Raw genomic sequence first — 20,419 nt, forward strand, 5'->3', positions numbered from 1 at the left:
CACCGCCAACCAGCCGGACCCGAAAGCCCCCTGGCAGAACTCGGTACACCAGACAACTCACGAGGCGACGAACAACCTCAAGACCAGATCACTAGTGGCTGGGCCGCGGGGCGGCAAGCGTGCGGTGCTTGGCTCCGGCGTAGGCGGTCAGCTCCGCGCGCAGCCGCTGGAGGATGGCGGGGCGGCTGAGCTTGCTGTAGGCGACGCGGGCAGGGTGGCACAGGACGTAGCCGTCGCCACCCTGGTAGGGGCTGATGCCGTGCTCCTGCAGCCACTCACGCCCGGGATCGTTGCCGCGGCTGAACCACGCGACGACGGGGGCGTCCCGCCCACTGCCCGCGACACCGATCCGGTCGATCGCGGTCCAGGGGACGGAGAACCGCACCACGCGCAGGACACCCTGCTGCCTGACCTCCTGTTCGACGGTCAGATGCACCCGGTCGAGGAGGACCCTGCCCCGAGGGGCGTCCTTGGCCAGGCCGAACCTGACGTATTCGGCGAGGACGCACCCCAGGAATACGATGCCGAAGACCGCGTAGTCCGGACCCTCGGGCGTCCAGCTCTGCCGGGGATCGGACAGGTGGTAGATCGCCGCCTACACCGTCAGCACTGCCGCAGCTATCAGCACCTTGACCAGCAACCCGTAGACGTGTGGGCCCAACGGGCGTGGGAAGGCGGCGGGTTGGGCGGCATGGGGATTCGAGGTGAGGAACCAGCCCGGCTCGCGCCTCGCTCGCTCGTGCAACGGGCCGATCACCTGGTCCCGCTTCTGCACGACCACGCCTTCCAGTACCTCCGCAGGTACCTCCGGATGTGCCTCCGGAGGTACCTGCGGGCGCTCCTGGCTGCGCCGGCGTTCGAGCCTCCGGAGCGCGGTCGCCAACTGCCGGTACTGGGCCCTGCGTGCGGCAGCGAGCTCTGCGGTCGCCCCCGGGCGCTCGACCCCGGGGTGCTCGACCGCCGGACGGTCCACCCCCGGCCGGTCCACCCCCGGCCGGTCCACCCCCGGCCGGTCGACCACGGTCGGTGGGTGCCAGGGTGCTCGGGCAAGTCCGCGCAGCACTCCGGCGACCGCGACGGCGCTGTCGTACCGCTCGCCCGGCTCCTTCCGCAGGAGGGTCAGGACGACGTCGTCCCAGGCGGGCGGAATCCCCTCGGAGAGCGTGCTGGGCGCGGGGGGCTCCTCGGTGAGATGGGCCGTGATGTAGCCGAGGGTGTCACCGGCCTCGAAGGGCAGACGGCCCGTGATCATCTCGAAGAGCAGGCACCCGAGCGCGTACAGGTCACTGCGCTTCTCGGCCTTGCCGCGCGCCTGCTCCGGTGCCATGTACGGCGGGGTGCCGACGATGAAACCGGTCTGGGTGATCCGGTCCGCCGTCGCATAGGGGTCGGCCGCGCGGGCGATGCCGAAGTCCAGGACCTTGACCGCGCCCGAGGGCATGACCTGGATGTTGGACGGCTTGATGTCCCGGTGGAGGACGTCCGCCCGGTGCGCCTCGGCGAGCGCCTCGCAGATCTGCGCGCCCCAGTCGGCCGCCTGGGGGAGGGGGACCGGGCCCCGGCGCAGCACCGCGTCCAGCCCTTCGCCACGGAGCAGCTCCATCACCAGGAAGGGGGCCGTGCCGTCCTCGCCGTGGACCTCGCCGAGATCGTGGACGGTCACGATGTTGGGGTGCTGGAGCAGGCCGGTGATCTGCGCCTCCCGAAGGAACCGGGTCCGCGCCTCGTTCCCCCGGCTGCCGCCGCCGGACAGCAGGGTGATCACCTTGACGGCGACGGAGCGGCCCAGTGTGCCGTCATGGGCCTGCCATACCTGCCCCATGCCTCCTTCGCCAGCTGCCGGACCAGCCGGTACCGACCCCCGAGAAGCTGTCCCTGCACCGCACCGGCCCCCGTTCGGAACACATCTGACACCCCGACAGTAACCCGGTACCCGGACCGGCTCCCGTTCAACGGCACAACCGGAACACGGAGCTGATCGACTACGGTGGTGGCGTGAGCGACGACACCTGGGCAAGCCTGGCCGATCAGTTCGCGGACGAGGCCTACGCCTCGGTGAAGGGCCAGGTGCGCACCTATGTGATGCACCAGCAGCTGCTGGGGCATCTGCCGCCGCCTCCCGCCTCCGTGCTGGACGTCGGCGGCGGAGCGGGGAACCAGTCGTTCCCGCTGGCCCAGGCCGGTTACCAGGTGACCCTGCTCGACCCGTCGCCCGGGATGCTCGACAAGGCGCGTCAGCGCCTCCAGCGGTTGCCGGAGGACGTCCAGCAGCGGGTGACCCTCGTGCACGCCGACGGCGCGGACGCCGACGCGGCGCTTGCGGGCCAGCGCTTCGACGCGGTGCTCTGCCACGGCGTGCTCGGGTACCTGGAGGATCCGACGCCCCTGATCGATCAGCTGTGCCGCTGCGCCGCGCCCGGCGGTATCGTCTCGATCATGGCGGGCAATGCCAAGGCGGGTGCGGTGCGCCCGGCCATGGAGCGGCGCTGGGACGACGCCCTGGCCGCGTTCGACGCCACCCGTGAGATCGGCGTACTGGGTCTGCCGACCCGCGGCGACACGGTGGAGGAGCTGAGCGAGCAGATCCGCAGCCGTGGCGTGGAGCCGCTGGACTGGTACGGGGTCTGGTTGTTCGTCGACTGGCTGGAGTTCGGCGGAGCCGAGCTGGACCCGAAGGACGCCGAGCAGGCGCAGAAGGTCGCCGCCGTCGAACTCGAAGCCGGCCGCCGCGACCCCTACCGCCAACTCAGCCGCGTCTTTCACCTCGTGGGACGCAAGGGCGAGACGCAGGAGCGGGAAGGGGAACGGGAACGGAAACAGGAGCAGGAGCGGACGAGCTGATGAGCGAGGAACTTCCGCCCGGGGGAGTGGAACTGTCGCCCGCCGAGCTCGATGCCCTCGAAGTGCAGTGGGCGCAGTCCGCCTGGACCCCGAGCGAGGTCGCCGAGCGCCTGGCCGGCGTCGCCACGCCGTGGTGCGTGGCGGCGGGTTGGGCACTGGACCTGTTCCGGGGTGGGCAGACGCGCCCGCACGGTGACCTCGAGATTGCGATCCCCGCCGCGGACTTCCCCGAGATCCGTGACCGCTTCCCCGGCTACGCCTTCGACGCGGTGAGCAGCGGCCGGATCTGGCGGAACGCCGCACCGGAGGTGCTCGCCGCCACGCACCAGACCTGGCTGCGCGATCCGGACGCCGAGGCCTACCGCCTCGACGTGTTCCGTGAGCCCCATGACGGGGGGACCTGGATCTCCCGCCATGACCCGACGATCCGGCTTCCCTACAGCGAGATCGTCGGGCACACCCCGGATGGCATCCCGTACCTCACACCCGAGTTGGTCCTGCTGTTCAAGGCCAAGCACGCCCGTCCCAAGGACCAGGCGGACTTCGAGTCGACCGTCCCGCAGTTGACGACGCGTCAGCGTGCGCGTCTGGCCGGGTTTCTCGCACACACCTACCCCGGGCATCGCTGGCTCGAAGGCCTGTGAACCGGGCGGCTACGGCCTCCTGCGCCCGCGGCGTCGCAGGCGCTGGAGCAGGCCCCACTTGTGGGAGTCACGCGCCGGCGGGGGAGTGCTCGGCCCGGACGCGGCTGTGTCTGCCGACTTCGCTGGGTGGCGCAGGCGCCAGTCCTCCACGATCGCGCCGATGTCGTAGGGGGCGAGGTTGAGCGGCGGCCCCTCGACGGGCCCGCGCAGGCAGGCGCTGATCTTGTCGTTGATGTCCGAGACGATCCGGCGCACCTCGGACTCGGACGGCGCGTCCGCGGCAGCGGCCAGGGCGTCCTCGGCCTCCTTGCGCAGGGCGAGCGTCGGCGGCAGGATCGACAGGCCCTCCGTCGCCAGCTTCTGTTTGACCCACCACAGTTCGTCGTAGGGCTTGTCCTCGTCGGGCAGGGGCTTGCCGAACCCGGGCAGGTTCTCGAAGTCGCCCCGCTCCTGCGCTTCGCGGATCTGCTGGTCGACCCATGACTCGAAGCTGAGGCCGGGGGGTTTCCGCTCCGTCATACCTCCATCCTGCCTCCGGCGGGTGCGGCCCCGGCATTGGTTGCAGATATAACAGTGCTTATATAAGTGCTGTTACGATGCCTGCATGGCAGACGAGCGCGCGCTTGATTCCATCCAGCCTGATCCCACTCGGCTTGATCCCACTCCGCCTGATCCCACCCAGCAGAGCCTCTGGCGTCCCCTGCGGTTCCTCCAGGACGCGATCGAGGCGGACATCGCCCGCGTCTATGCGGAGGCGCCGATCGAGGGGCTGAAGTCGAGCTTCGTCATGGAGCTGCTGCGGCTGCACGCGGCCGGGCCGATGACCATCACCGAGCTGGCCGAGTCGGTCGGGCGGACGCACTCGGCACTGAGCCAGAAGGTGGCCGCGATGCGCGCCGCCGGCTGGGTGGAGACCGTCGCGGGCGACGACGCGCGCAGCAAGAAGGTGACGCTGTCGGAGCAGGGCCGGAGCGTCGTGGGTCGTCTGGCGGCGGAGTGGCGGGCGACCGAAGCCGTCCTCGCCGAGATCGAGGCCGAGATCCCCTACCCGCTCAGCCGGGTGGTCACCGACATCGAACGGGTCCTTGCGCGCCGGAGTTTTCACGACCGGATGGACGAGAAGCTCGCCGAGGACCCGGAATGGCGCTGAGGCGCGCCCTCCGCGACACCGTGAAGGGCGCACTGCTGGACATCGCGCCGCTGGGGTCCTCGCCGACCTTCCGGCGGCTGTGGATCGGGCAGTCGCTGTCCGGATTCGGCGGGCAGATGACGCTCGTCGCCGTGATGTTCCAGGTCTGGCAGGCGACCAGGAGCACGGCGTGGACCGGTGCGGTCGGGCTCGCCCAGGCGATTCCCCTGGTGGCGCTCGGACTCTTCGCCGGATCGCTCGTCGACCGCGTGGATCGGCGAAGGTTCTACCTGGTCACGACCGGCGGGCAGGCCGTGTGCTCGTTCCTGCTCGCCGCGCAGGGCCTGACCGGGAACCTTCCGGTGGCGGCGGTGCTGGCACTGCTCGCGGCGCAGTCCTGCCTCGCGGCGGGGAGCAGCCCGGCGTCGCGCACCTTCATGCCGCACCTGCTGTCCAGGGATCAGCTGGCGGCCGGGCTCGCGCTGCGGCGGATCGCGTTCCAGGGCTCGATGCTGCTCGGACCGGCGCTCGGCGGCGTGATCGTCGGCTGGCTCGGGGTCGGCGGCTGCTACCTGATCGACGCGCTCAGTTTCGCCGCCGCGTTGTACGGCGCGTTCGGCCTGCCCCGGCTGCCACCCGGCGACGCCCCCGCCCGAGCCGGCCTGCGCGGGGTCGCGGACGGGCTCGCCTTCCTGGTCCGGTCCCCGGTCATCCGTGGGGCGCTGCTGACCGATCTGGCCGCGACCGTGCTGTCGATGCCGATCAGCCTCTTCCCGCTGATCAACGCGGAGCGGTTCGGTGACGATCCGCGTACCCTCGGGCTCTTCCTCACCGCGATCGCGGTCGGCGGCGTCGTGGCCTCCCTGCTCTCCGGCAGCTTCACCCGGTCGGCGCGGCCGGGCGTGGTCATGCTCGTCGGATCCGCCACCTGGGGTGGGGCGTTGGCCCTCTTCGGCCTGACGCCGAACGCCTGGGTCGGGCTCGCCTTCCTGACCCTGGCCGGAGCCGCCGACACCGTCGCGGTGGTCTCCCGCAGCACGATCGTCCAGACCCACACGCCGAGCGAGCTCCTCGGCCGGGTCAGCGCCGCCGAGCAGATCGTCGGCCAGGCCGGTCCGGACCTCGGAAACATGCGCGGCGGGTTGGTTGCTGAGGCGACGTCAGGAATGTTCACCCTGGTCAGCGGTGGGCTGCTCTGCCTGGGCGCGGTGATGCTGGTGGGGGCCGCGACGCCCGGCCTGCGCGGGGCAACGGTCTTCCCGGAGGCAGAAGCGGTCGCGGGTTGACCTGGCACACCGGCCCGAGGTGCCCCCGCAGTGGCCTGGTCAGACTGCGCCGCAGCAACTGCACCTCGACTTCGAGGTGGACCATCTGGACGAAGCCGAGGCCCGGCTGCTGGAGTTGGGCGCGGGAAGGCCGGAACCGCAGGCGCGCGGTGAGAGGTTCCGCGTGCTCACCGACCCGGCGGGACATCCCTTCTGCCTGACGCTGGGCAGCTCCGCGCCCTAGGTGTGGGCTCGCCTGGGCCGGAGTTCCCCGCCGCACCGGCTGGGAAAACCGCTGTCGGGCAAGTAGATCAAGATGGTAGAACCACCGCTGTGCATAAGACTCTGGAGTTTCCCGATCTGCTGCGGCTGATCGACGAACGTTCAACCGCCTTCCGCGCCTCGATCGCCGCCGCGCCCAGCCTCGACCTGCCCGTGCCGACCTGCCCCGAGTGGACGCTGTCCGACCTGGTGCAGCACATCGGCGAGGGCCGCCGCCGCTGGGCCGCCACCGTCGCCGCCGGGCCGGACGCCACGTCCAGGACCCCGGCCCAGGGTGACGCGGTCGCGCCGCAGGAGCGCGAGGCCGTGCTGGCCTGGCTGGCCGCCTCAACCGAGCTGTTGCTGGCGGCCCTGCGGGAGGCCGGTCCGGACCAGGGCTGCTTCACCGGCTGGGGTTACACGCAGACGCCGCACACCGCCGGTGGCGTCGCCCGGCACCAGGTCCAGGAGATCGCGGTGCACACCTACGACGCCCAGCTCAGCGTGGGCGAGCCGGCCTCACTGCCTGTCGAGGTGGCGCTCGACGGTGTCGAGGAGAACCTGTTCATCGCGAGTTTCTCGACGAGCGCCTGGCCGCACAAGCCCACCGCCTTCGACTTCCACGCCATCGAGGGCCGCTCTTGGCGCCTCACGGTCGACGGCGACGGTGCACGGACCACCCGGCTGCCCGCTACCGGCGAGGACCCGGACGCGGCAGGCCTGTCCATTCGCGGCACGGCCAGTGATCTGGTCCTCTACCTGTACCAACGCATTTCGGTGGACTCCCTGCAACTCGACGGGGACCGGGAGCTGCTCGACCAGCTCTGGGCCTGGGAACCGGAGGACTGGGCGTGACGACACGCCACCGCGCATGAACCGGCTGCTTGAATCGCGAACGGCCTCGTACCGAACGGTGGCGGTCTCACTGGATGAACCCGGCCGAGGTGCTGCGGGTGTGCCAGATCCGTCAGTCCTCAGCCGACGGCCGGCGCGCCGAACCACGTCGGCAGGGCGCTGAGCAGGTCGTCCGGGTCGTCGCCGACCCAGGCGATGTGGCCGTCGGGGCGCAGGAGGACGGCTGGGGCGTCCAACTCCTCGCTGGCGTCCAGGACATGGTCGACGCGGTCGGACCAGCCCGCAACCGAGAGGCGGCCGCCGCCGGTCTGGTCGAGGAGGAGGCCGCGGCCTGCGTGCATCAGGTCGTAGAGACGGCCCTGCTTGAGGGCGATGTCGCGCATGCGCAGGCCGAGGAGGTCGTGTCCCTCGTCCTGGCCCGCGCCCTCGCCGAAGTCGTAGCGGATGCCGATCGCGGTGATCCTGCCGACCAGGTAGCGGTTGACCTCGTCGAAGTCCGCCAGGTCGGACAGGAGCCGGCGCAGGGCGGCCGGGCCCGGGCCGGGGGAGAGCAGCTGCATCTGGGCGCGGGTGTTCTCCAGCACATCCGCGGCCACCGGGTGGCGCTCGGCGTGGTACGTGTCGAGCAGGCCTTCCGGCGCCCAGCCGTTGATCTCGGCGGCGAGCTTCCAGCCGAGGTTGAACGCGTCCTGGACGCCGAGGTTGAGGCCCTGGCCGCCGGTCGGCGGGTGGATGTGGGCCGCGTCGCCCGCCAGCAGCACCCGGTCGACGCGATAGCGCTCGGCCAGCCGCGTCGCGTCGCCGAAGCGGGAGAGCCAGCGCGGCGAGTGGATGCCGAAGTCGGTGCCGGTGAAATCCCGCAGCCGCTGCCGAAGTTCGTCCAGGGTCACGGGGGCCGTGCGGTCCTCGCTCAGGCCTTCGGCGGGCACGATCATCCGGTACCAGCCGTCCCGCATGGGCATGGCGCCGAACCTCAGATGGGTCTTGCGGACCTCGGACATCACGGCGGCCAGTTCCTCCGGCGTCACGCCGATCCTGACCTCGCCCAGCAGCGTTTCGTGCTGGGCGGGTTCGCCCGGGAAGGCGACGCCGAGCAGCTTGCGTACCGTGCTCCGTCCGCCGTCGCAGCCGACGAGGTAGCGGGAGCACAGCCGCGATCCGTCGGCGAGCTCCGCAGTGACACCCGCATCGCCCTGCTCCAGCGTGACCAGTTCGAAGCCGCGCCGGATCTCCGCGCCCAACTCGACGGCGTGTGCCTCGAGCAGGCGCTCGGTGTCGGCCTGCGGGATGCCGAGGACGTACCCGTGCGCGGTGTCGAGGCCCTCGGGCGCGGGCTTGGTGATGCCGCCGAAGAAGCCGAAGAAGGGGTGCTTCACCCCGTCGGCGAGAAACCGGTCCAGCAGACCGCGCTGGTCCATCACCTCGATGCTGCGCACGTGCAGGCCGAGACCGCGCGAGAGGCCGGTCGGCCGCGGTTCCTTCTCCAGCACCAGCACGCGGACGTCGTGCAGGCGCAGTTCGGCGGCCAGCATCAGGCCGGTCGGCCCGCCGCCGACCACGACGACGTCGAACCTGTCGCTCAGATCGATCGTGTCGGTTGTGTCAGTCATGAATTCCTCGTCCGCAGTTCTGGTTCGGCCGGCAATTGTGCGCCAGGACCAGGGCCTTGCGGCAAGGCCCCCCATACGCTATAGATTGAAACTGGCAGGGAGTGGTTCATCTCCCTGCCTTTGCTTTTGTCTGCTTTTGCCGCGCTGCTGTCGCACCGCTGCTGTGCCGCCGACGGAGTGTCGCCGCCGGGCGGCTGTGCGTCGCGGGTGTCCGGGCCGGTACGGTGCCAGGGTGGAGATCAACGGCGGGGGAGGGGCGGCACGCGGACTGGTGCTGCTGATCGGCGGCGCGCCCGGCGGCAAGCGACGGCAGCCGGTCCGTCCGGAGGCTGCGCTGGGTCTGCTGGCGACCGTGCCCACGGAGGCACTGCTGGGCAGTCCGGTCCCGGCGAGCGTGCTGCAGTTGGCGGACCCGTCGGATCCGCAGCTGCTGCTGGCGCAGCTCCAGACGGCCGCAGAGACGCCCGGCCCGGTCCTGGTGGCGCTGGCGGGCCAGCTGACGGCGGACCGACGCCGACACGAGCTGCACCTGGCCCTCGCACAGACCACGCGTGACAACACCCGCTACACCGCGCTGCCCTGGGTCTGGCTGGCCGACCAGCTGCGGCAGCGCCCGCCCGGCACCACGACGGTGCTCGCCGACCTGGTCGCCGATCCGGAGGCCTGGGCCGTGGTGCAGCAGCACGGGCCGGCTGCGCTGACCACCGGGCTGCCGCTGTTCGGTCAGGTCAGCCCGCCCGGGACCAGCGGCGACGGCTACGCGCCGCTGTACACCCGTGCGCTGGTCGAGCAACTGCGCCGCGCCCAGCCCGGCGTCCGGCCCGCCGACCTGCACCACATCGCCGGGCACTCCGGGCTGCCCGCCGAAACGATGCTGCTGGCGACGGAGATCCCGCCGCCGGCTCCTGTTCCGGTCCCCGCGCAGGCGCCTGTGCCCGTGCCCACACCTGTGCCCGTGCCCACACCTGTGCCTGTGGCCACACCCGTTCCCGTTTCCACACCTGTGCCCGCGCCACTTCCCGCACCGGTTCCCCTGCCGGTCCAGGCGCGGCCCGAGCCCGTCGCACTGCCGCCCGCCGCTCCGGTCGTCCACGCCGCCGTGGTGGAAGCGGTCCGCCCGGCACCTGCTGTCGCGGACCCGCGTGCGGACATCGCGGCGGCGCTCCACGCGGGCGACCACCCCCGTGCCGCGTTCCTGATCGCGTCCTGGGAGAGGGAGTTGCTGCGCCATCAGGGCCCGCGCGCGCCCGAGCTCGCCGACGTCGCGGACGCCCAGGCGCAGTTGGCCCTCGCGGGCGGCGACCTCGGGCAGGCGACCGGGCGGCTGATCGAGGTGGCCCGGCTGCGGATGCAGCAGTTCCCGCCGCACGCCGAGCAGGTGGCCGTGGCCGTCGACAACGCGACCGCGATCTGGGGGCGGCTGCCGCGCGAGACGGCGCTCCAGCACAGCGGCCAGCTGCTCGCGCTGTGCCGGGCGATGCCGCCCGGTACCGGTCGGGTGGAGGGGGTCGAGCAGCGGCTGGCCCAACTCACCAGGAAGACCGGCCTGCTGCGCCGCCGCGCCGGATAGGTGGCTCGGCGGCTCAGCAACTCAGCAACTCGGCGGGTCGGCCGAGCTTCAGACGAGACCCGACAGCTCCAGATCGGCCACGGCGACGAGCAGGTGGCCGCAGAGCGCGGCCGACGGGAACTCGACGGGGTGGGTGAACGGCCCGGTGACCAGGAGCAGGCGGCCCCGGGCGCGGGCGACGCGTCGCCAGGCGCGGGTGGAGTGGAGCAGCCCGTGGTACCACTGCAGGCCGTCCGGGCGGGTGACCCGGAGGCAGCCGTCGTCGAGGGTCGCCCGCCAGCGCACGGCGTCGTCGACGAAGTCGGCCGCGTCGGCCGGGAGCCAGCCGGTCTCGGTGGGATGGCCGGGGCGGGCCGGGAAGACCAGCGCCGGCAGATCCTGCCACAGCTCCGGCCAGACGGCCGACTGCGTCAGGGGCAGATCCGCGAACGACCCCGGCGGGTCCTCCTCCGCCGGGAGCGGGATCACCACGGCGCCCCCACCGCGCCATGGTGATCCGTGTCGCGCTCCGTGAGGTGCTGTACGCGCTGTAGCTGCTGTGTCACGTCGATCCCTGTGCGGGAGGGAGCAGGAGGGAGGGATCAGGGCTTGATGCCCACGCCCACCCACAGGCTGACCTCTGCGTCCGTCAGTTCCTTTGCCGGGCCGGCGTCCGGACGCCAGCGGTGGCCGACGACGACGCCCGGCTCCAGCAGGTCGAGGCCGTCGAAGAAGCTCGCCACCTCCTTGTGCGTGCGGAACCGGACCGGTGTGCCGGAGCCGTTGTAGATCTCCTCGATCTTCTGCCAGCTGTCCTGGTCGAACTCGGGCGTGCAGTGACTTATCGCCAGCGCGCTGCCGGAGGGGAGCGCACTCAGCAGGGTCCGCACGATGCGGTGCGGGTCCTGGGCGTCCGGGACGAAGTGCAGCAGCGCGTTGAGGGAGAGCGCGACGGGCCGGTCGAGGTCGAGCAGCTCGGCGAGCTCCGCGGACTCGAGCAGGCTCTCCGGGTCGTTGACGTCCGCCTCGATGTAGGTCGTGCGCCCCTCCGCGGTGCTGCGCATCAGGCGCTCGGCGTACTTGAGGACCAGCGGGTCGTTGTCGGCGTAGACGACGCGCGCGTCCGGGGCGACGGACTGGGCGACCTGGTGCAGGTTCGGCTCGGTGGGGATGCCGGTGCCGATGTCCAGCCACTGACGGACGCCGTGCTCGCGCGCCAGGACCCGGGTGGCGCGGTGCATGAACGCCCGGTTCTCGCGGGCGCAGGTGAAGATGCTGGGGTACGCGGCGGCGACCTGCTCGGCGGCCTGGGCGTCGACCTCGAAGTGGTCCTTGCCGCCCAGGTAGTAGTCGTACATCCGCGCGGAGTGCGGCCGGTTGGTGATGATGCCCCTCGCGGGCCGGGTGTCGCTCATCGGGTCCCCCAAATCGTTGTCGTGCGTCCGTTTGTCCGTCAGCGGGTCGTCAGCCGGCCGTCAGGTGGTCGGCGAGTCCCGCCTTGGCGCCCCTGACGAAGGCGCCGATCTCCTCGGCGGTGTAGATCAGGGCCGGGCCGCCCGGATCGGTGGACTGGCGCACCGCGACCCGGCCGTCGGGCAGGCGCTTCACCTCCACGCACTGTCCGCCGTTGGGCCCCGACCACGGGCGCTCCCAGCCCTCTTCGCCGAGGTCCCCGGCGGGCATGCCGTTGTGGACGCTCCTGCAGTCGTCCGTGTTTCTGCCGTTGTCCGCGCTGTTGTTGCTGGTGAGAGTCATGAGTACTCCTTGCGCATGCGGTTCAACAGGGCCTTGCTCTCGGCGGACGACGTCAGCAGCGCCATCCGGTTGTGCGCTTCGAGGTGGGCGACGACGTCCGCGCGCTGGTCCAGGTAGACGGAGGCGGACAGGATCTCGCTGTAGACGACGTCAGGGAGTTCGGGTTCCCGGAAGCGGAAGTAGGTGAATGGCGCGCAGGCGCCGACATGCGCGCCCGCGGTGAACGGGACGACGTCGATGCTGATGTGGTCGCGCTCCATCGCCTCCAGCAGCACCTCGATCTGACCACGCATCACTTCCTGGTCGCCGACCAGGCGGTGGAGCACCGCCTCCTCCATCACCACCCACAGCGTGGGCGCGTCGGGCCGGTCGAGCAGGCTCTGGCGGCGCAGTCGCAGGTCCACGCGTCGCGCCAGTTCGTCGTCGGTGTCGTTGGGGAAACCGCCGCCCAGCAGGGCGCGGGCGTAGCCGGGGGTCTGCAACAGGCCCGGGGCGCAGTGCGGTTCGTAGGTACGGAGCATGGTCGCGCCGGACTCGAGGCTGACGTAGGCCGAGAACCAGCTCGGCAGCACGTCCCGGTAGGCGTACCACCAGCCGGGCTCGTTGGCCTTCTCGGCCAGGGCGACGAACTCCTCGATCTCCTGCTGGTCGGCGCCGTACCGCTCCAGCAGCCGCTCCACGTAGAGCGGTTTGAGGGCGACCTCCGCCTTCTCCAGGCGGCGCACGGTCAGTGGGGTGACGCGCAGGACCTTGGCCGCCTGCTCCAGCGACGCGCCCGCGTTCTGGCGGCGCTCCTGGAGCCGTCGGCCGAGGATCATGCGCAGCACGGTGGGCGCGCCGACGCCGGCCGCCGAACGGCTCTCACTCACGGGCTGCACCTCCCCGATGGACCTTGCCGATGGACCTCGCCTATGAAGCTGCGGATGATCAGTTCCGGTGCCGAGGATCGGTTCCGATGATCAGTCACCATCCTGATTTTGACAGAGACTTGGCGCTGATGACCCCAGAAGGATGACATCAAGCTGAAATTATCAGGGAGTCGGTTGCGCCGTGACAATCGCGACGAGCATAGTCTGATGCCGTGAGCGCTCATCGGCACCAGACCGCCCAGCTTCTGGACGCCCGCCTCTTAGAGACGGCGGGTCCCCGCAGATCGCACTGGCTGGAACTCCCGGCCGAGCGGTCCAGCGTCGCTGTCGCCCGCCACCGCATCGCCGAGCAGCTGGACGCCTGGTCCGTGCCGCGGGCGACCCGGAACGACGCGGTCCTGCTCCTGTCCGAGCTGGCCACCAACGCGGTGGTGCACACCGCCAGCACGAGGATGCTGTGCGGCGCGGCCCTGCTGGCCGACGGCCGGGTCCGGGTCGAGGTCCACGACGACAACCCCGCCCACTGCACACTCCCGGACGCTCCCGATCTCGACGAGGAGAGCGGCCGGGGACTGCTCATCGTCCAGGAACTCGCGGACGCCTGGGGCATCGCCGGATCCACCTGCACCAAGGGCAAGTTCGTCTGGGCGATGTTGGGAACGGCCACCCCGCACGCCGCCTGAGCAGAGGCCCGCTGCCACCTGGGCCCACCACGCCGCGCGCCCGGACGGGCAGCCGGTGTCAGGAGTCGTCCTCCCGGGGGCCGTCCTCCTCCGGTGGGGCCTGCGGGGTGCGTTCGCGCAGGAGCTGGAGGAACGCGCGAGCCGCCGGTGAGGCTCCGGAGGCGATCCAGACCGCACGCACTGTTCGCGGAGGCACGCCCGTCGTAGCCACCGCGGTAACTGCGGGCATGCGCGCGGCGGTGGCGGCGGGGACCAGGCCGATGCCGAGGCCGCGCCCCACGAGCTGTTCCAGCAGTGCCATCGTGTCCGCCTCGAAGGCGACGGTGCGGGTGGCACCGGCCGCCGTGAACGCCGCGTCGTTGTGCCGGCGGATGCCGGAGCCGGGTGGCATGTCGACCATGTCCTCCTCGGCCAGCCGGGCAGGCGTGACGCGCGCTTCCTGGGCCAGCCGATGCCCGTGCGGGACGATCGCGACCAGGTCCTCCTGCGCGAGCACCCGCCCCGCCAGCCCGGCCGGGGGCCGCTCCGGGCGGGTGTCGACGAACGCGAGGTCGCAGGCGCGGTCGCGCACCTCCTGCAGCAGGTCCCGGACCAGCCTGGCGCGCAGCGTGACCTGCACAGCAGGATGCCGCTCCCGGTAGGCGGCGAGCAGGTCGGGCAGATCCACCGCGGTGAGCGGGGTGATGGTGCCGATGCTCAACTGGCCGCGTACCTCGCTCTCGGACGCGGCCACCTCGCTGCGGGCCCGCTCGATCGCGGCCAGCGCCTCGCGGGCCGGGCCGAGGAACGCCTCGCCGGCGGCGGTGATGCGAACCCGCCGGCTCGTGCGTTCGAACAGCCGGGTGCCCAACTCGCTCTCCAGCCGGGCGATCTGGTGGCTGAGGGCGGACTGGACCACGAAGCAGCGGTGAGCGGCGCGGGTGAAGCTGCCGGTCTCGGCGACGGCGACGGCGTAGACGAGCTGGCGGAGTTCCATTCATCCATCGTGTTCCACGATCGCTGGCATGACAACCATCTGTTGGATTCATCCGGGCTGGCCGGAGAGCATGAACGCGAGCCCGGACCGACCGGCGCCGCGGGAGCTGCGACGCGGTCCGCCGACGGACGTTGTCGGTGACGCTCTGATCTTGACGCTCTGATCTCGGCGCTCTGAACTTACGGAAGGAAACGGACATGGCCTCCTCCTCGGCTTCCCCCGCTGCGCCATCAACGTCCACGACAGGCGCTCCCGCACCCCGTTCGGGCAGCGCCGGCGCCGACGGTCCGGGTCGCGGCACGGTGGTGCTGATGTCCGCGGCCGTCGGGCTGTGTGTGGCGAGCAACTACTACGCCCAGCCGCTGCTGGACACCATCGCCCGGGACCTGCGGCTCTCCGCCGCCTCCGCCGCGCTGGTGGTGACGGTCGCCCAGGTCGGCTACGCACTGGGGTTGGTCCTGGTACTGCCGCTGGGCGACCTGCTGGAACGGCGTCGGCTGGTCTGCGGCCTGACCCTGGCCACGGCGTGCTCCCTGGCGCTGACGGCGGTCGCCGCCAACGCAGGGCTGCTGCTGGCCGGCACCGCGCTGACCGGTCTGCTGTCGGTGACCGCGCAGGTCCTGGTGCCGTTCGCCGCGGACCTGGCCGCCCCGCACCGGCGCGGTCAGGTCGTGGGAACGGTGATGAGCGGACTGGTGCTGGGCATGCTGCTGGCCCGAACCGCATCCGGTGCCCTGGCCGCGGTCGGCGGCTGGCGCACGGTGTACTGGGCCGCGGCGGTTGCGATGGCCGTCCTGGCTGTCACTCTGCACAGGGCGCTGCCTCAGTACCGGGGATCCGCCGGTCTGCGCTACGGACGGCTGCTGCGCTCCACCGCGCGTCTCCTGGTCGACGAACCGGTACTGCGGGTCCGGGCGTTGCTCGGCCTGCTGGCCTTCGCCTGCTTCAGCGCGCTGTGGACCTCGCTGGCATTTCTGCTCTCCGGCCCCGGTTACCACTGGTCGGACAGCGAGATCGGACTGCTCGGACTCGCCGGTGCCGCCGGTGCGGTCGCCGCCCAGCTGGCCGGACGGCTGGCGGACCGTGGACGGACCACGCTGACCACGATGGTCAGCGCGCTGCTCCTGCTCGGTTCCTGGGGACTGCTGGCCCTGGGGGCGCATCACCTGGCGGCGCTGATCGCCGGCATCGTGCTGCTGGACCTGGCGCACCAGGGCGTGCACATCAGCAACCAGTCGCTGATCTACGCCCTGCGCCCGGACGCACGCGGACGCATCACCTCGGCCTACATGACGTGTTACTTCCTGGGTGGGGCGATCGGCTCAGGGCTGGTCGGGGTGGTCCACGCCCACGCCGGTTGGAACGGGGTCTGTGTGCTGGGTGCCGCGCTCGCCCTGCTGTTGTGCCTGGCGGCGGCCGGCACCGCCATCGCCGGCACCGCCACCGGCGTCCGGAGCTGGTGGCGTGGGCGGACCCGGCTGCGCGAACTGTGGACCGTGGCGAGCGCAGGTGTTCTGGGCGCCGCTGTGCTCGCGCTCATCGCCCTGGCGATCCGCCTGGCCCGATGACCCCGGCGAGCCGGGCGAGCCGGTCATCGGGCGCGCTTCTCCGACACGCCGGTGCTCAGGGTGCGGAAGAAGGCGCGGATGTCGCCGACCAGCAGGTCGGGCTGTTCCATCGCGGCGAAGTGGCCGCCGCGTTCGAACTCCGTCCAGCGGACGATGTTGTCGGTCCGCTCGGCGATGTGGCGCAGGACGATGAAGTTCTCCGCAGGGAAAGACGCCAGGGCGGTGGGTGCCCGGGACGGCTCCGGCGGTTCTCCCCAGTAGGCCGCGTGGGCCCGCTCGTAGTAGATCCGGGCGGAGGAACCGGCCGTGCCCGTCAGCCAGTACAGCATCACGTTGGTGAGCAGGTGGTCGCGGTCGACGGCGTCCTGCGGGCCACCGCCGCCACAGTCGCCGGAGTCGGTCCACTCCTTGAACTTCTCGGCGATCCAGGCCAGTTGGCCGACCGGCGAGTCGGTGAGGGCGTACGCGAGGGTCTGCGGCCGGGTGGACTGGATGTCGGCGTAGCCCTGCCGGTCGCGCAGCCACGCGCGGGTCCGCTCCCAGGACGCCCAGGTGCGCTCGCGCTCGGCCGGGCTCAGCCCGGCGAGTTCCGCCTCGGTCGGCTCGGCTGACGCCGCGGCGCCGGGGATCAGGTTCAGGTGCACGCCGATGACCTGGTCGGGGCTGGTGCGGCCGATCTCGCGGGAGATGGCCGATCCCCAGTCGCCGCCCTGGACGCCGTAGCGCGGGTAGCCCAGACGCCGCATCAGTTCGGCGAAGGCAGCCGCCACGCGCCGGTACTCCCAGCCGGTCTCGCGGGTCGGGCCGGAGAAGCCGAAGCCGGGGATGCTCGGCAGCACGAGGTGGAACGCGTCGGCGCGGTCGCCGCCGTGGGCCACGGGGTCGGTCAGCGGACCTGCGATCCGCTCGAACTCGACGATGGAGCCCGGCCAGCCGTGCGTGATCAGCAGCGGCGTGGCGTCGGGTTCCGGCGAGCGGATGTGGGCGAAGTGGATGTTCGCGCCGTCGATCGTGGTCATGAACTGCGGCCACTCGTTCAGCCGGGCCTCGGCCGCGCGCCAGTCGTACCCGTGCCGCCAGTGCTGCGCGAGCTCCTTGAGGTAGTCGGCCGGGATCCCGTAGTCCCAGCCGACCCCCGGAAGCTGGTCCGGCCACCGGGTCCGGTCGAGCCGCTGGTGGAGGTCGTCCAGGTCGGTGTCCGGGACGGCGATGCGGAAAGGTCGGATGCTGTCGTCAGGCGAGATCCTCATAGGGGCCGCAGCATACGGCGCGGACGCTCCAGCGGATGCGTGAGTGCGTCGCCGGGCGCAGGATCGAGAGGTGACCGCGATCGTCGTGCTGATGGAGCTGGAGCCCGCCACCGAGGTGGTGGACAGCGTCGTCGGCGAGACCGACATCGGCGCCCGCGTCCGCGCCGTGCACGCCGCCGCGGCCGACCCGGACGCGCCCGGCGACCCCCTCGCGCGCACGCTCTGCGGCCTCGTCGCGGACGAGCTGGAGCCCGAGCCGTACGCGCCCGTCAGCCCGGGCGGGCCCTGGTACCCGCCCGAGTACCGCAGCCGTCGCTGCCTGGACTGCGACGCGGCGCTGAAGAGCGGCTGACGTCAACGGCACGACCGTGTTCACCCCGCCGTTCACCCCGGCATTCACGGCTCCGCGTCCCGTTCTGTCCTCACTTCTTCTCGTAGCGCCGCAGGTCAGCCGTGGTGTCGTCCCGCAGCACCGTCAGTCGCGCCTCGGCCGTGCGGTGCACGGCAGTCGGATGACAGACCGTGCTGGAAACATCTGTGCTGTCGCGGTGAGCGACGAGTACAGCGGGACTGGTACAGCGGCCTGTGCCTGGGCACCACCGACACCCAGGCAGGTGCCCACCTCGTCCAGCAGCGGTGCGAGGACACCGAGGACCTGGCACCGCGGCTGATCGGTCACCTCACCGGACCGGCGCTCCGGAGCAGGTGGCTGCGCGCGTGGACGGCGGCGTGGGGCCAGGCGGTCCGGGCCGCGGCGGGGAGCCCGGCGGTGCCGTTGCCGACGACGATGGAGACGTGCTGGAGGCCACGACAGCGCAGGTCGCCGAAGATCGGCTCCCAGACGTCGGCCGGGCCGGCTGCCCCGGCCGCCCAGAGGGAGAGCAGCTCCCGGCGCCCGTCCGCCGCGACCGCGACGGCCAGATGGACCGCCTCACGGCCGCCGGGGACGGTGGCCGTGTCGGCGAAGAGGACGAGGTAGCGCGGCGCGAGCCGACGCCGCTGCCACAGGTGCAGGCGCGCGGCGACGCGGTCGGCGACGTGGGAGAGCGGCGCCGCCGGCGGGCTGTCGCCGTAGAACTGGACGAGTCGGGCCTCGAAGTCCGCACGCGGCAGCCCACGGGCGGCGAGCGAGAGCAGCAGCGGCTCGCGTCCGGCGAGGTCACGGCGGTACTTGGGGAGGATGGCGGGGGAGAAGCTGCCCCTGCGGTCCCTGGGCATGAGCACCTCGACGGGCCCGAACGTGGTCAGCACCGTCTTGGGGCGGTGGCCGTTGTGGGAGTTGACGTCGGCCCGGTCGTCCGGGTCCTCGGCGCAGCCGTTGAGGTGGTGGTCCAGCTCCACCTGGAGGGCGGCTTCGAGGATCAGCCGGGTGACGTCGCGTAACGGGGCGTCGCAGCTGCCCAGCAGGTCACTTGCGTCGCCGTGGCTGTAGCCCGGCCCCGGCCCGAGGCACGGATCCGGCACGGACATCGGAGTGATCGCGGCGGACCGCACGGGCGGAGCTGTCTCCGGGCTGCTGCTGGCTGCGGGGTGGTTCATCGGAAGCCTCCTCGTGCCGGGACGGCGAGCAGTCGGCGGGGTCGGTTGGCGAGAGAATATGGCGGGGATATGACGATTGGTCAGACAGGTCACACAGGTCAGACAGGTCAGATGGATCAGACAGTCGATCAGTTGAGGGTGACATTCACCGACATGCCCGCCAACACGTCGGACGGGGGGTTCTCGATCGTGATGGTCACGTCGTAGTAGGTCGCGCCCGGTACCCGGGCCGGATCGAGCAGGATCTGGCTGATGCGACCGGTGAGCGTGCGTCCGTCCGAGGAGACCGAGAGGGAGGCGGTCTGGCCCCGGTGCACGGTGCTCATCTGCGACTCGGGGAGCTGCGCGGTGACCTCCAGGGTGCCGGAGTAGATGGTGATCAGCGCCGAGGTGCCCGGGTTCTCGTCGGCTGCAGAGCCGCTGCCCGCCGCCGGGGAGGGGACGAACAGCTGCACGCCAGGCTGCTGGTCGACCAGGGTGCCGGACTGGGCGGCCGGTCCTGAGTACGCGTGCACGCCGTCCGGGCCGACCAGGTCGCCGGCCGCTCCTGCGGTGTCGGCCACCACACCGTCGGCGGGTGCGAGGATGGTGGTCTGCTGCAGAGCGAGCGCGTCGGCGGCCACCTGGGCCTGGGCGGTGGCGAGTTGGGACCGCGCCTGGGCGACGGTTGCCGGGGTGAGCGCGCTGCCCTGGGCGTCGATCTGCGCCTGCGCGGCCTGGACCACGGACTGGCTCTGGGACAGGGCCGCCTGGTCCTGCTGCTCCTGGGACTGGGTGCTGGACTGCAGGCCGCTCAGCTGGGCCTTGGCCTGAGCGAGGATGGCCGCGTCCTTGTCGATCTGGGACGCGAGGTTCTGACAGAGCGCCGGATCGGGGGTGGCGGCGACCACCGCACCGGGAGTTCGTGCCGCAGGGGCTGCCGCTGGAGTCATCGTCGCCGCCGGAGTCATGGTCGGCGCCGGCGACGGGTGGGACGACGGGGGCGGGGCGGCGGGCGGAGTGACCGTCGGCGGCGTGGCGGAACTGCCGCAGGTCTGGGCGTAGCGGGTCTCGTCGTCGGTCAGTGTGGTCTGGTCGGAGGAGATGGCGGTGGACTGCGCGGTGAGCTGGTTCGCCGTGTCGGTCTGCACCAGCGACAGCGCGCCCTGGGCGCTGCTTGCGTCCGTCTGGGCCTTGGCCAGGGCGAGTTGGTTCTGTGCCGCGGTATCGGGGTCGGTGGCGGGATGCTCGTCCTCGGTGATCAGGGCGGTGTCGGCGGCGACGGCCGCGCGGGCGGCCTGGAGGTTTGCCGCCGCGACGCTGCTCTGCTGGGTGGCCAGCACCTGCCCGGCGTGGACGTGGTCGCCAGGCCGGACCAGAAGCGTCTGCACCGCCCCGGTGGCAGGGAAGTTGAGGTAGTAGGTGTGGGCGGGGGTGACCTCGCCGCTGAAACTGAGCGGCCGGTTGGCGATGGCATGGTACGTGGCTGCGGTGGCCGCGGTGCAGGCGACGGCTGCCGCCACCGCTGCACCGAGCTGCCACAGCGCCCTGGGCTTGCGGGCGGGGAGGATCTCCCCCACGCCCGCCTCCCCGTCGGCGAGTGCCGCGTTCATGCCCCGGACCGGACGGGACTTCTTGCCGCGCAC

20 protein-coding genes and 2 pseudogenes are annotated in these 20,419 nt (G+C 71.8%); 10 read left to right on the plus strand and 12 right to left on the minus strand.

All coding sequences use genetic code 11. The features are described 5' to 3' along the window. Positions 1 to 91: 91 nt before the first annotated feature. Together ABH940_RS30215 and ABH940_RS30220 are read right to left on the minus strand one after the other, a co-directional pair. Positions 92 to 436, minus strand: coding sequence for a hypothetical protein (locus tag ABH940_RS30215; RefSeq protein WP_370106710.1), 345 nt, complete (start codon positions 434 to 436; stop codon positions 92 to 94). 159 nt (positions 437 to 595) lie between these two features. After that, positions 596 to 1,822 (minus strand): serine/threonine-protein kinase, encoded by a 1,227-nt coding sequence (locus ABH940_RS30220; RefSeq protein WP_370106711.1) that lies wholly within the window; start codon positions 1,820 to 1,822, stop codon positions 596 to 598. Between the two features lie 173 nt (positions 1,823 to 1,995). Between ABH940_RS30220 and ABH940_RS30225 the strand changes: the two genes are divergently transcribed. Beyond that, positions 1,996 to 2,841, plus strand: coding sequence for a class I SAM-dependent methyltransferase (locus ABH940_RS30225; protein ID WP_370066027.1), 846 nt, complete (start codon positions 1,996 to 1,998; stop codon positions 2,839 to 2,841). Beyond that, the gene (locus ABH940_RS30230) at positions 2,841 to 3,485 is read left to right on the plus strand and encodes a hypothetical protein (RefSeq protein ID WP_370066029.1); all 645 of its coding nucleotides are present in this window, start codon (positions 2,841 to 2,843) and stop codon (positions 3,483 to 3,485) included. Before ABH940_RS30225 ends, ABH940_RS30230 begins: the two co-directional genes overlap by 1 nt. Before the next feature lie 129 nt (positions 3,486 to 3,614). Here the strand turns inward: ABH940_RS30230 and ABH940_RS30235 are convergent. Continuing rightward, positions 3,615 to 4,004, minus strand: a pseudogene (locus ABH940_RS30235) (DUF1992 domain-containing protein); the annotation flags it as partial. Between the two features lie 85 nt (positions 4,005 to 4,089). Here ABH940_RS30235 and ABH940_RS30240 point away from each other — a divergent pair. The 4 genes and pseudogenes from ABH940_RS30240 (at position 4,090) to ABH940_RS30255 (ending at position 6,995) form a co-directional block, all read left to right on the plus strand. Then, positions 4,090 to 4,635 (plus strand): MarR family winged helix-turn-helix transcriptional regulator, encoded by a 546-nt coding sequence (locus tag ABH940_RS30240; RefSeq protein WP_370066031.1) that lies wholly within the window; start codon positions 4,090 to 4,092, stop codon positions 4,633 to 4,635. Next, positions 4,626 to 5,900 carry an MFS transporter gene (locus ABH940_RS30245; protein ID WP_370066033.1) on the plus strand — a complete coding sequence of 425 codons (1,275 nt, stop codon included), beginning with the start codon at positions 4,626 to 4,628 and terminating at the stop codon, positions 5,898 to 5,900. The genes ABH940_RS30240 and ABH940_RS30245 overlap by 10 nt, the downstream gene beginning before the upstream one ends. Positions 5,901 to 5,925: 25 nt before the next feature. After that, positions 5,926 to 6,123 (plus strand): annotated as a pseudogene (locus ABH940_RS30250) (VOC family protein); the annotation flags it as partial. Between the two features lie 89 nt (positions 6,124 to 6,212). Further along, positions 6,213 to 6,995 (plus strand): maleylpyruvate isomerase family mycothiol-dependent enzyme, encoded by a 783-nt coding sequence (locus ABH940_RS30255; RefSeq protein ID WP_370066035.1) that lies wholly within the window; start codon positions 6,213 to 6,215, stop codon positions 6,993 to 6,995. Between the two features lie 119 nt (positions 6,996 to 7,114). On the opposite strand, the gene rox is transcribed toward ABH940_RS30255, so the two are convergent. Beyond that, on the minus strand, positions 7,115 to 8,605 hold the full coding sequence (gene rox / locus ABH940_RS30260) for a rifampin monooxygenase (RefSeq protein ID WP_370106712.1): 1,491 nt from the start codon (positions 8,603 to 8,605) through the stop codon (positions 7,115 to 7,117). Between the two features lie 232 nt (positions 8,606 to 8,837). Here rox and ABH940_RS30265 point away from each other — a divergent pair, with 232 nt between their 5' ends. Beyond that, entirely contained in the window at positions 8,838 to 10,175 is a 1,338-nt protein-coding gene (locus ABH940_RS30265) for a hypothetical protein (RefSeq protein ID WP_370066039.1), read from the plus strand. 48 nt (positions 10,176 to 10,223) lie between these two features. On the opposite strand, the gene ABH940_RS30270 is transcribed toward ABH940_RS30265, so the two are convergent. The 4 genes from ABH940_RS30270 to ABH940_RS30285 all read right to left on the minus strand — a co-directional run bounded on the left by ABH940_RS30270 (position 10,224) and on the right by ABH940_RS30285 (position 12,778). Next, positions 10,224 to 10,646 carry a hypothetical protein gene (locus tag ABH940_RS30270; RefSeq protein WP_370106713.1) on the minus strand — a complete coding sequence of 141 codons (423 nt, stop codon included), beginning with the start codon at positions 10,644 to 10,646 and terminating at the stop codon, positions 10,224 to 10,226. A 110-nt stretch (positions 10,647 to 10,756) separates the two neighbouring features. Then, the gene (locus ABH940_RS30275) at positions 10,757 to 11,569 is read right to left on the minus strand and encodes an SAM-dependent methyltransferase (RefSeq protein WP_370066043.1); all 813 of its coding nucleotides are present in this window, start codon (positions 11,567 to 11,569) and stop codon (positions 10,757 to 10,759) included. A 49-nt stretch (positions 11,570 to 11,618) separates the two neighbouring features. Then, positions 11,619 to 11,909 (minus strand): DUF397 domain-containing protein, encoded by a 291-nt coding sequence (locus ABH940_RS30280; protein WP_370066045.1) that lies wholly within the window; start codon positions 11,907 to 11,909, stop codon positions 11,619 to 11,621. After that, positions 11,906 to 12,778 carry a helix-turn-helix domain-containing protein gene (locus tag ABH940_RS30285; protein WP_370066047.1) on the minus strand — a complete coding sequence of 291 codons (873 nt, stop codon included), beginning with the start codon at positions 12,776 to 12,778 and terminating at the stop codon, positions 11,906 to 11,908. The genes ABH940_RS30280 and ABH940_RS30285 overlap by 4 nt, the downstream gene beginning before the upstream one ends. A 212-nt stretch (positions 12,779 to 12,990) precedes the next feature. On the opposite strand from ABH940_RS30285, the gene ABH940_RS30290 reads away from it, so the two are divergent. Further along, positions 12,991 to 13,461 carry an ATP-binding protein gene (locus ABH940_RS30290; protein ID WP_370066049.1) on the plus strand — a complete coding sequence of 157 codons (471 nt, stop codon included), beginning with the start codon at positions 12,991 to 12,993 and terminating at the stop codon, positions 13,459 to 13,461. A gap of 58 nt (positions 13,462 to 13,519) precedes the next feature. On the opposite strand, the gene ABH940_RS30295 is transcribed toward ABH940_RS30290, so the two are convergent. Continuing rightward, positions 13,520 to 14,437 carry a LysR family transcriptional regulator gene (locus ABH940_RS30295; protein ID WP_370066051.1) on the minus strand — a complete coding sequence of 306 codons (918 nt, stop codon included), beginning with the start codon at positions 14,435 to 14,437 and terminating at the stop codon, positions 13,520 to 13,522. 311 nt (positions 14,438 to 14,748) lie between these two features. Between ABH940_RS30295 and ABH940_RS30300 the strand changes: the two genes are divergently transcribed. After that, positions 14,749 to 16,005 (plus strand): MFS transporter, encoded by a 1,257-nt coding sequence (locus ABH940_RS30300; RefSeq protein ID WP_370066053.1) that lies wholly within the window; start codon positions 14,749 to 14,751, stop codon positions 16,003 to 16,005. A gap of 23 nt (positions 16,006 to 16,028) precedes the next feature. Here ABH940_RS30300 and ABH940_RS30305 read toward each other — a convergent pair whose 3' ends face one another. Beyond that, the gene (locus tag ABH940_RS30305) at positions 16,029 to 17,255 is read right to left on the minus strand and encodes an epoxide hydrolase family protein (protein ID WP_370066054.1); all 1,227 of its coding nucleotides are present in this window, start codon (positions 17,253 to 17,255) and stop codon (positions 16,029 to 16,031) included. Between the two features lie 70 nt (positions 17,256 to 17,325). Between ABH940_RS30305 and ABH940_RS30310 the strand changes: the two genes are divergently transcribed. Beyond that, positions 17,326 to 17,607: a hypothetical protein gene (locus ABH940_RS30310; protein ID WP_370066056.1), complete on the plus strand. Its 282-nt coding sequence runs from the start codon at positions 17,326 to 17,328 to the stop codon at positions 17,605 to 17,607. A gap of 323 nt (positions 17,608 to 17,930) precedes the next feature. On the opposite strand, the gene ABH940_RS30315 is transcribed toward ABH940_RS30310, so the two are convergent. Together ABH940_RS30315 and ABH940_RS30320 are read right to left on the minus strand one after the other, a co-directional pair. Continuing rightward, the gene (locus tag ABH940_RS30315) at positions 17,931 to 18,794 is read right to left on the minus strand and encodes a transposase (protein ID WP_370066058.1); all 864 of its coding nucleotides are present in this window, start codon (positions 18,792 to 18,794) and stop codon (positions 17,931 to 17,933) included. A gap of 128 nt (positions 18,795 to 18,922) precedes the next feature. Continuing rightward, complete coding sequence (locus tag ABH940_RS30320; protein ID WP_370106714.1) at positions 18,923 to 20,419, minus strand: HlyD family efflux transporter periplasmic adaptor subunit; 1,497 nt, start codon at positions 20,417 to 20,419, stop codon at positions 18,923 to 18,925.

This window comes from Streptacidiphilus sp. BW17 (assembly GCF_041262485.1).
Classification (GTDB): Bacteria; Actinomycetota; Actinomycetes; order Streptomycetales; family Streptomycetaceae; genus Streptacidiphilus.

Excerpts from the sequence above, each read along its gene's own strand:
- ABH940_RS30220 (WP_370106711.1), bottom strand. The coding sequence starts at position 1,822 with ATGGGGCAGGTATGGCAGGCCCATGACGGCACACTGGGCCGCTCCGTC.
- ABH940_RS30230 (WP_370066029.1), top strand. The coding sequence starts at position 2,841 with ATGAGCGAGGAACTTCCGCCCGGGGGAGTGGAACTGTCGCCCGCCGAG.
- ABH940_RS30315 (WP_370066058.1), bottom strand. The coding sequence starts at position 18,794 with ATGAACCACCCCGCAGCCAGCAGCAGCCCGGAGACAGCTCCGCCCGTG.
- ABH940_RS30305 (WP_370066054.1), bottom strand. The coding sequence starts at position 17,255 with ATGAGGATCTCGCCTGACGACAGCATCCGACCTTTCCGCATCGCCGTC.
- ABH940_RS30240 (WP_370066031.1), top strand. The coding sequence starts at position 4,090 with ATGGCAGACGAGCGCGCGCTTGATTCCATCCAGCCTGATCCCACTCGG.
- ABH940_RS30245 (WP_370066033.1), top strand. The coding sequence starts at position 4,626 with ATGGCGCTGAGGCGCGCCCTCCGCGACACCGTGAAGGGCGCACTGCTG.
- ABH940_RS30295 (WP_370066051.1), bottom strand. The coding sequence starts at position 14,437 with ATGGAACTCCGCCAGCTCGTCTACGCCGTCGCCGTCGCCGAGACCGGC.
- ABH940_RS30275 (WP_370066043.1), bottom strand. The coding sequence starts at position 11,569 with ATGAGCGACACCCGGCCCGCGAGGGGCATCATCACCAACCGGCCGCAC.
- ABH940_RS30280 (WP_370066045.1), bottom strand. The coding sequence starts at position 11,909 with ATGACTCTCACCAGCAACAACAGCGCGGACAACGGCAGAAACACGGAC.
- ABH940_RS30300 (WP_370066053.1), top strand. The coding sequence starts at position 14,749 with ATGTCCGCGGCCGTCGGGCTGTGTGTGGCGAGCAACTACTACGCCCAG.
- rox (WP_370106712.1), bottom strand. The coding sequence starts at position 8,605 with ATGACTGACACAACCGACACGATCGATCTGAGCGACAGGTTCGACGTC.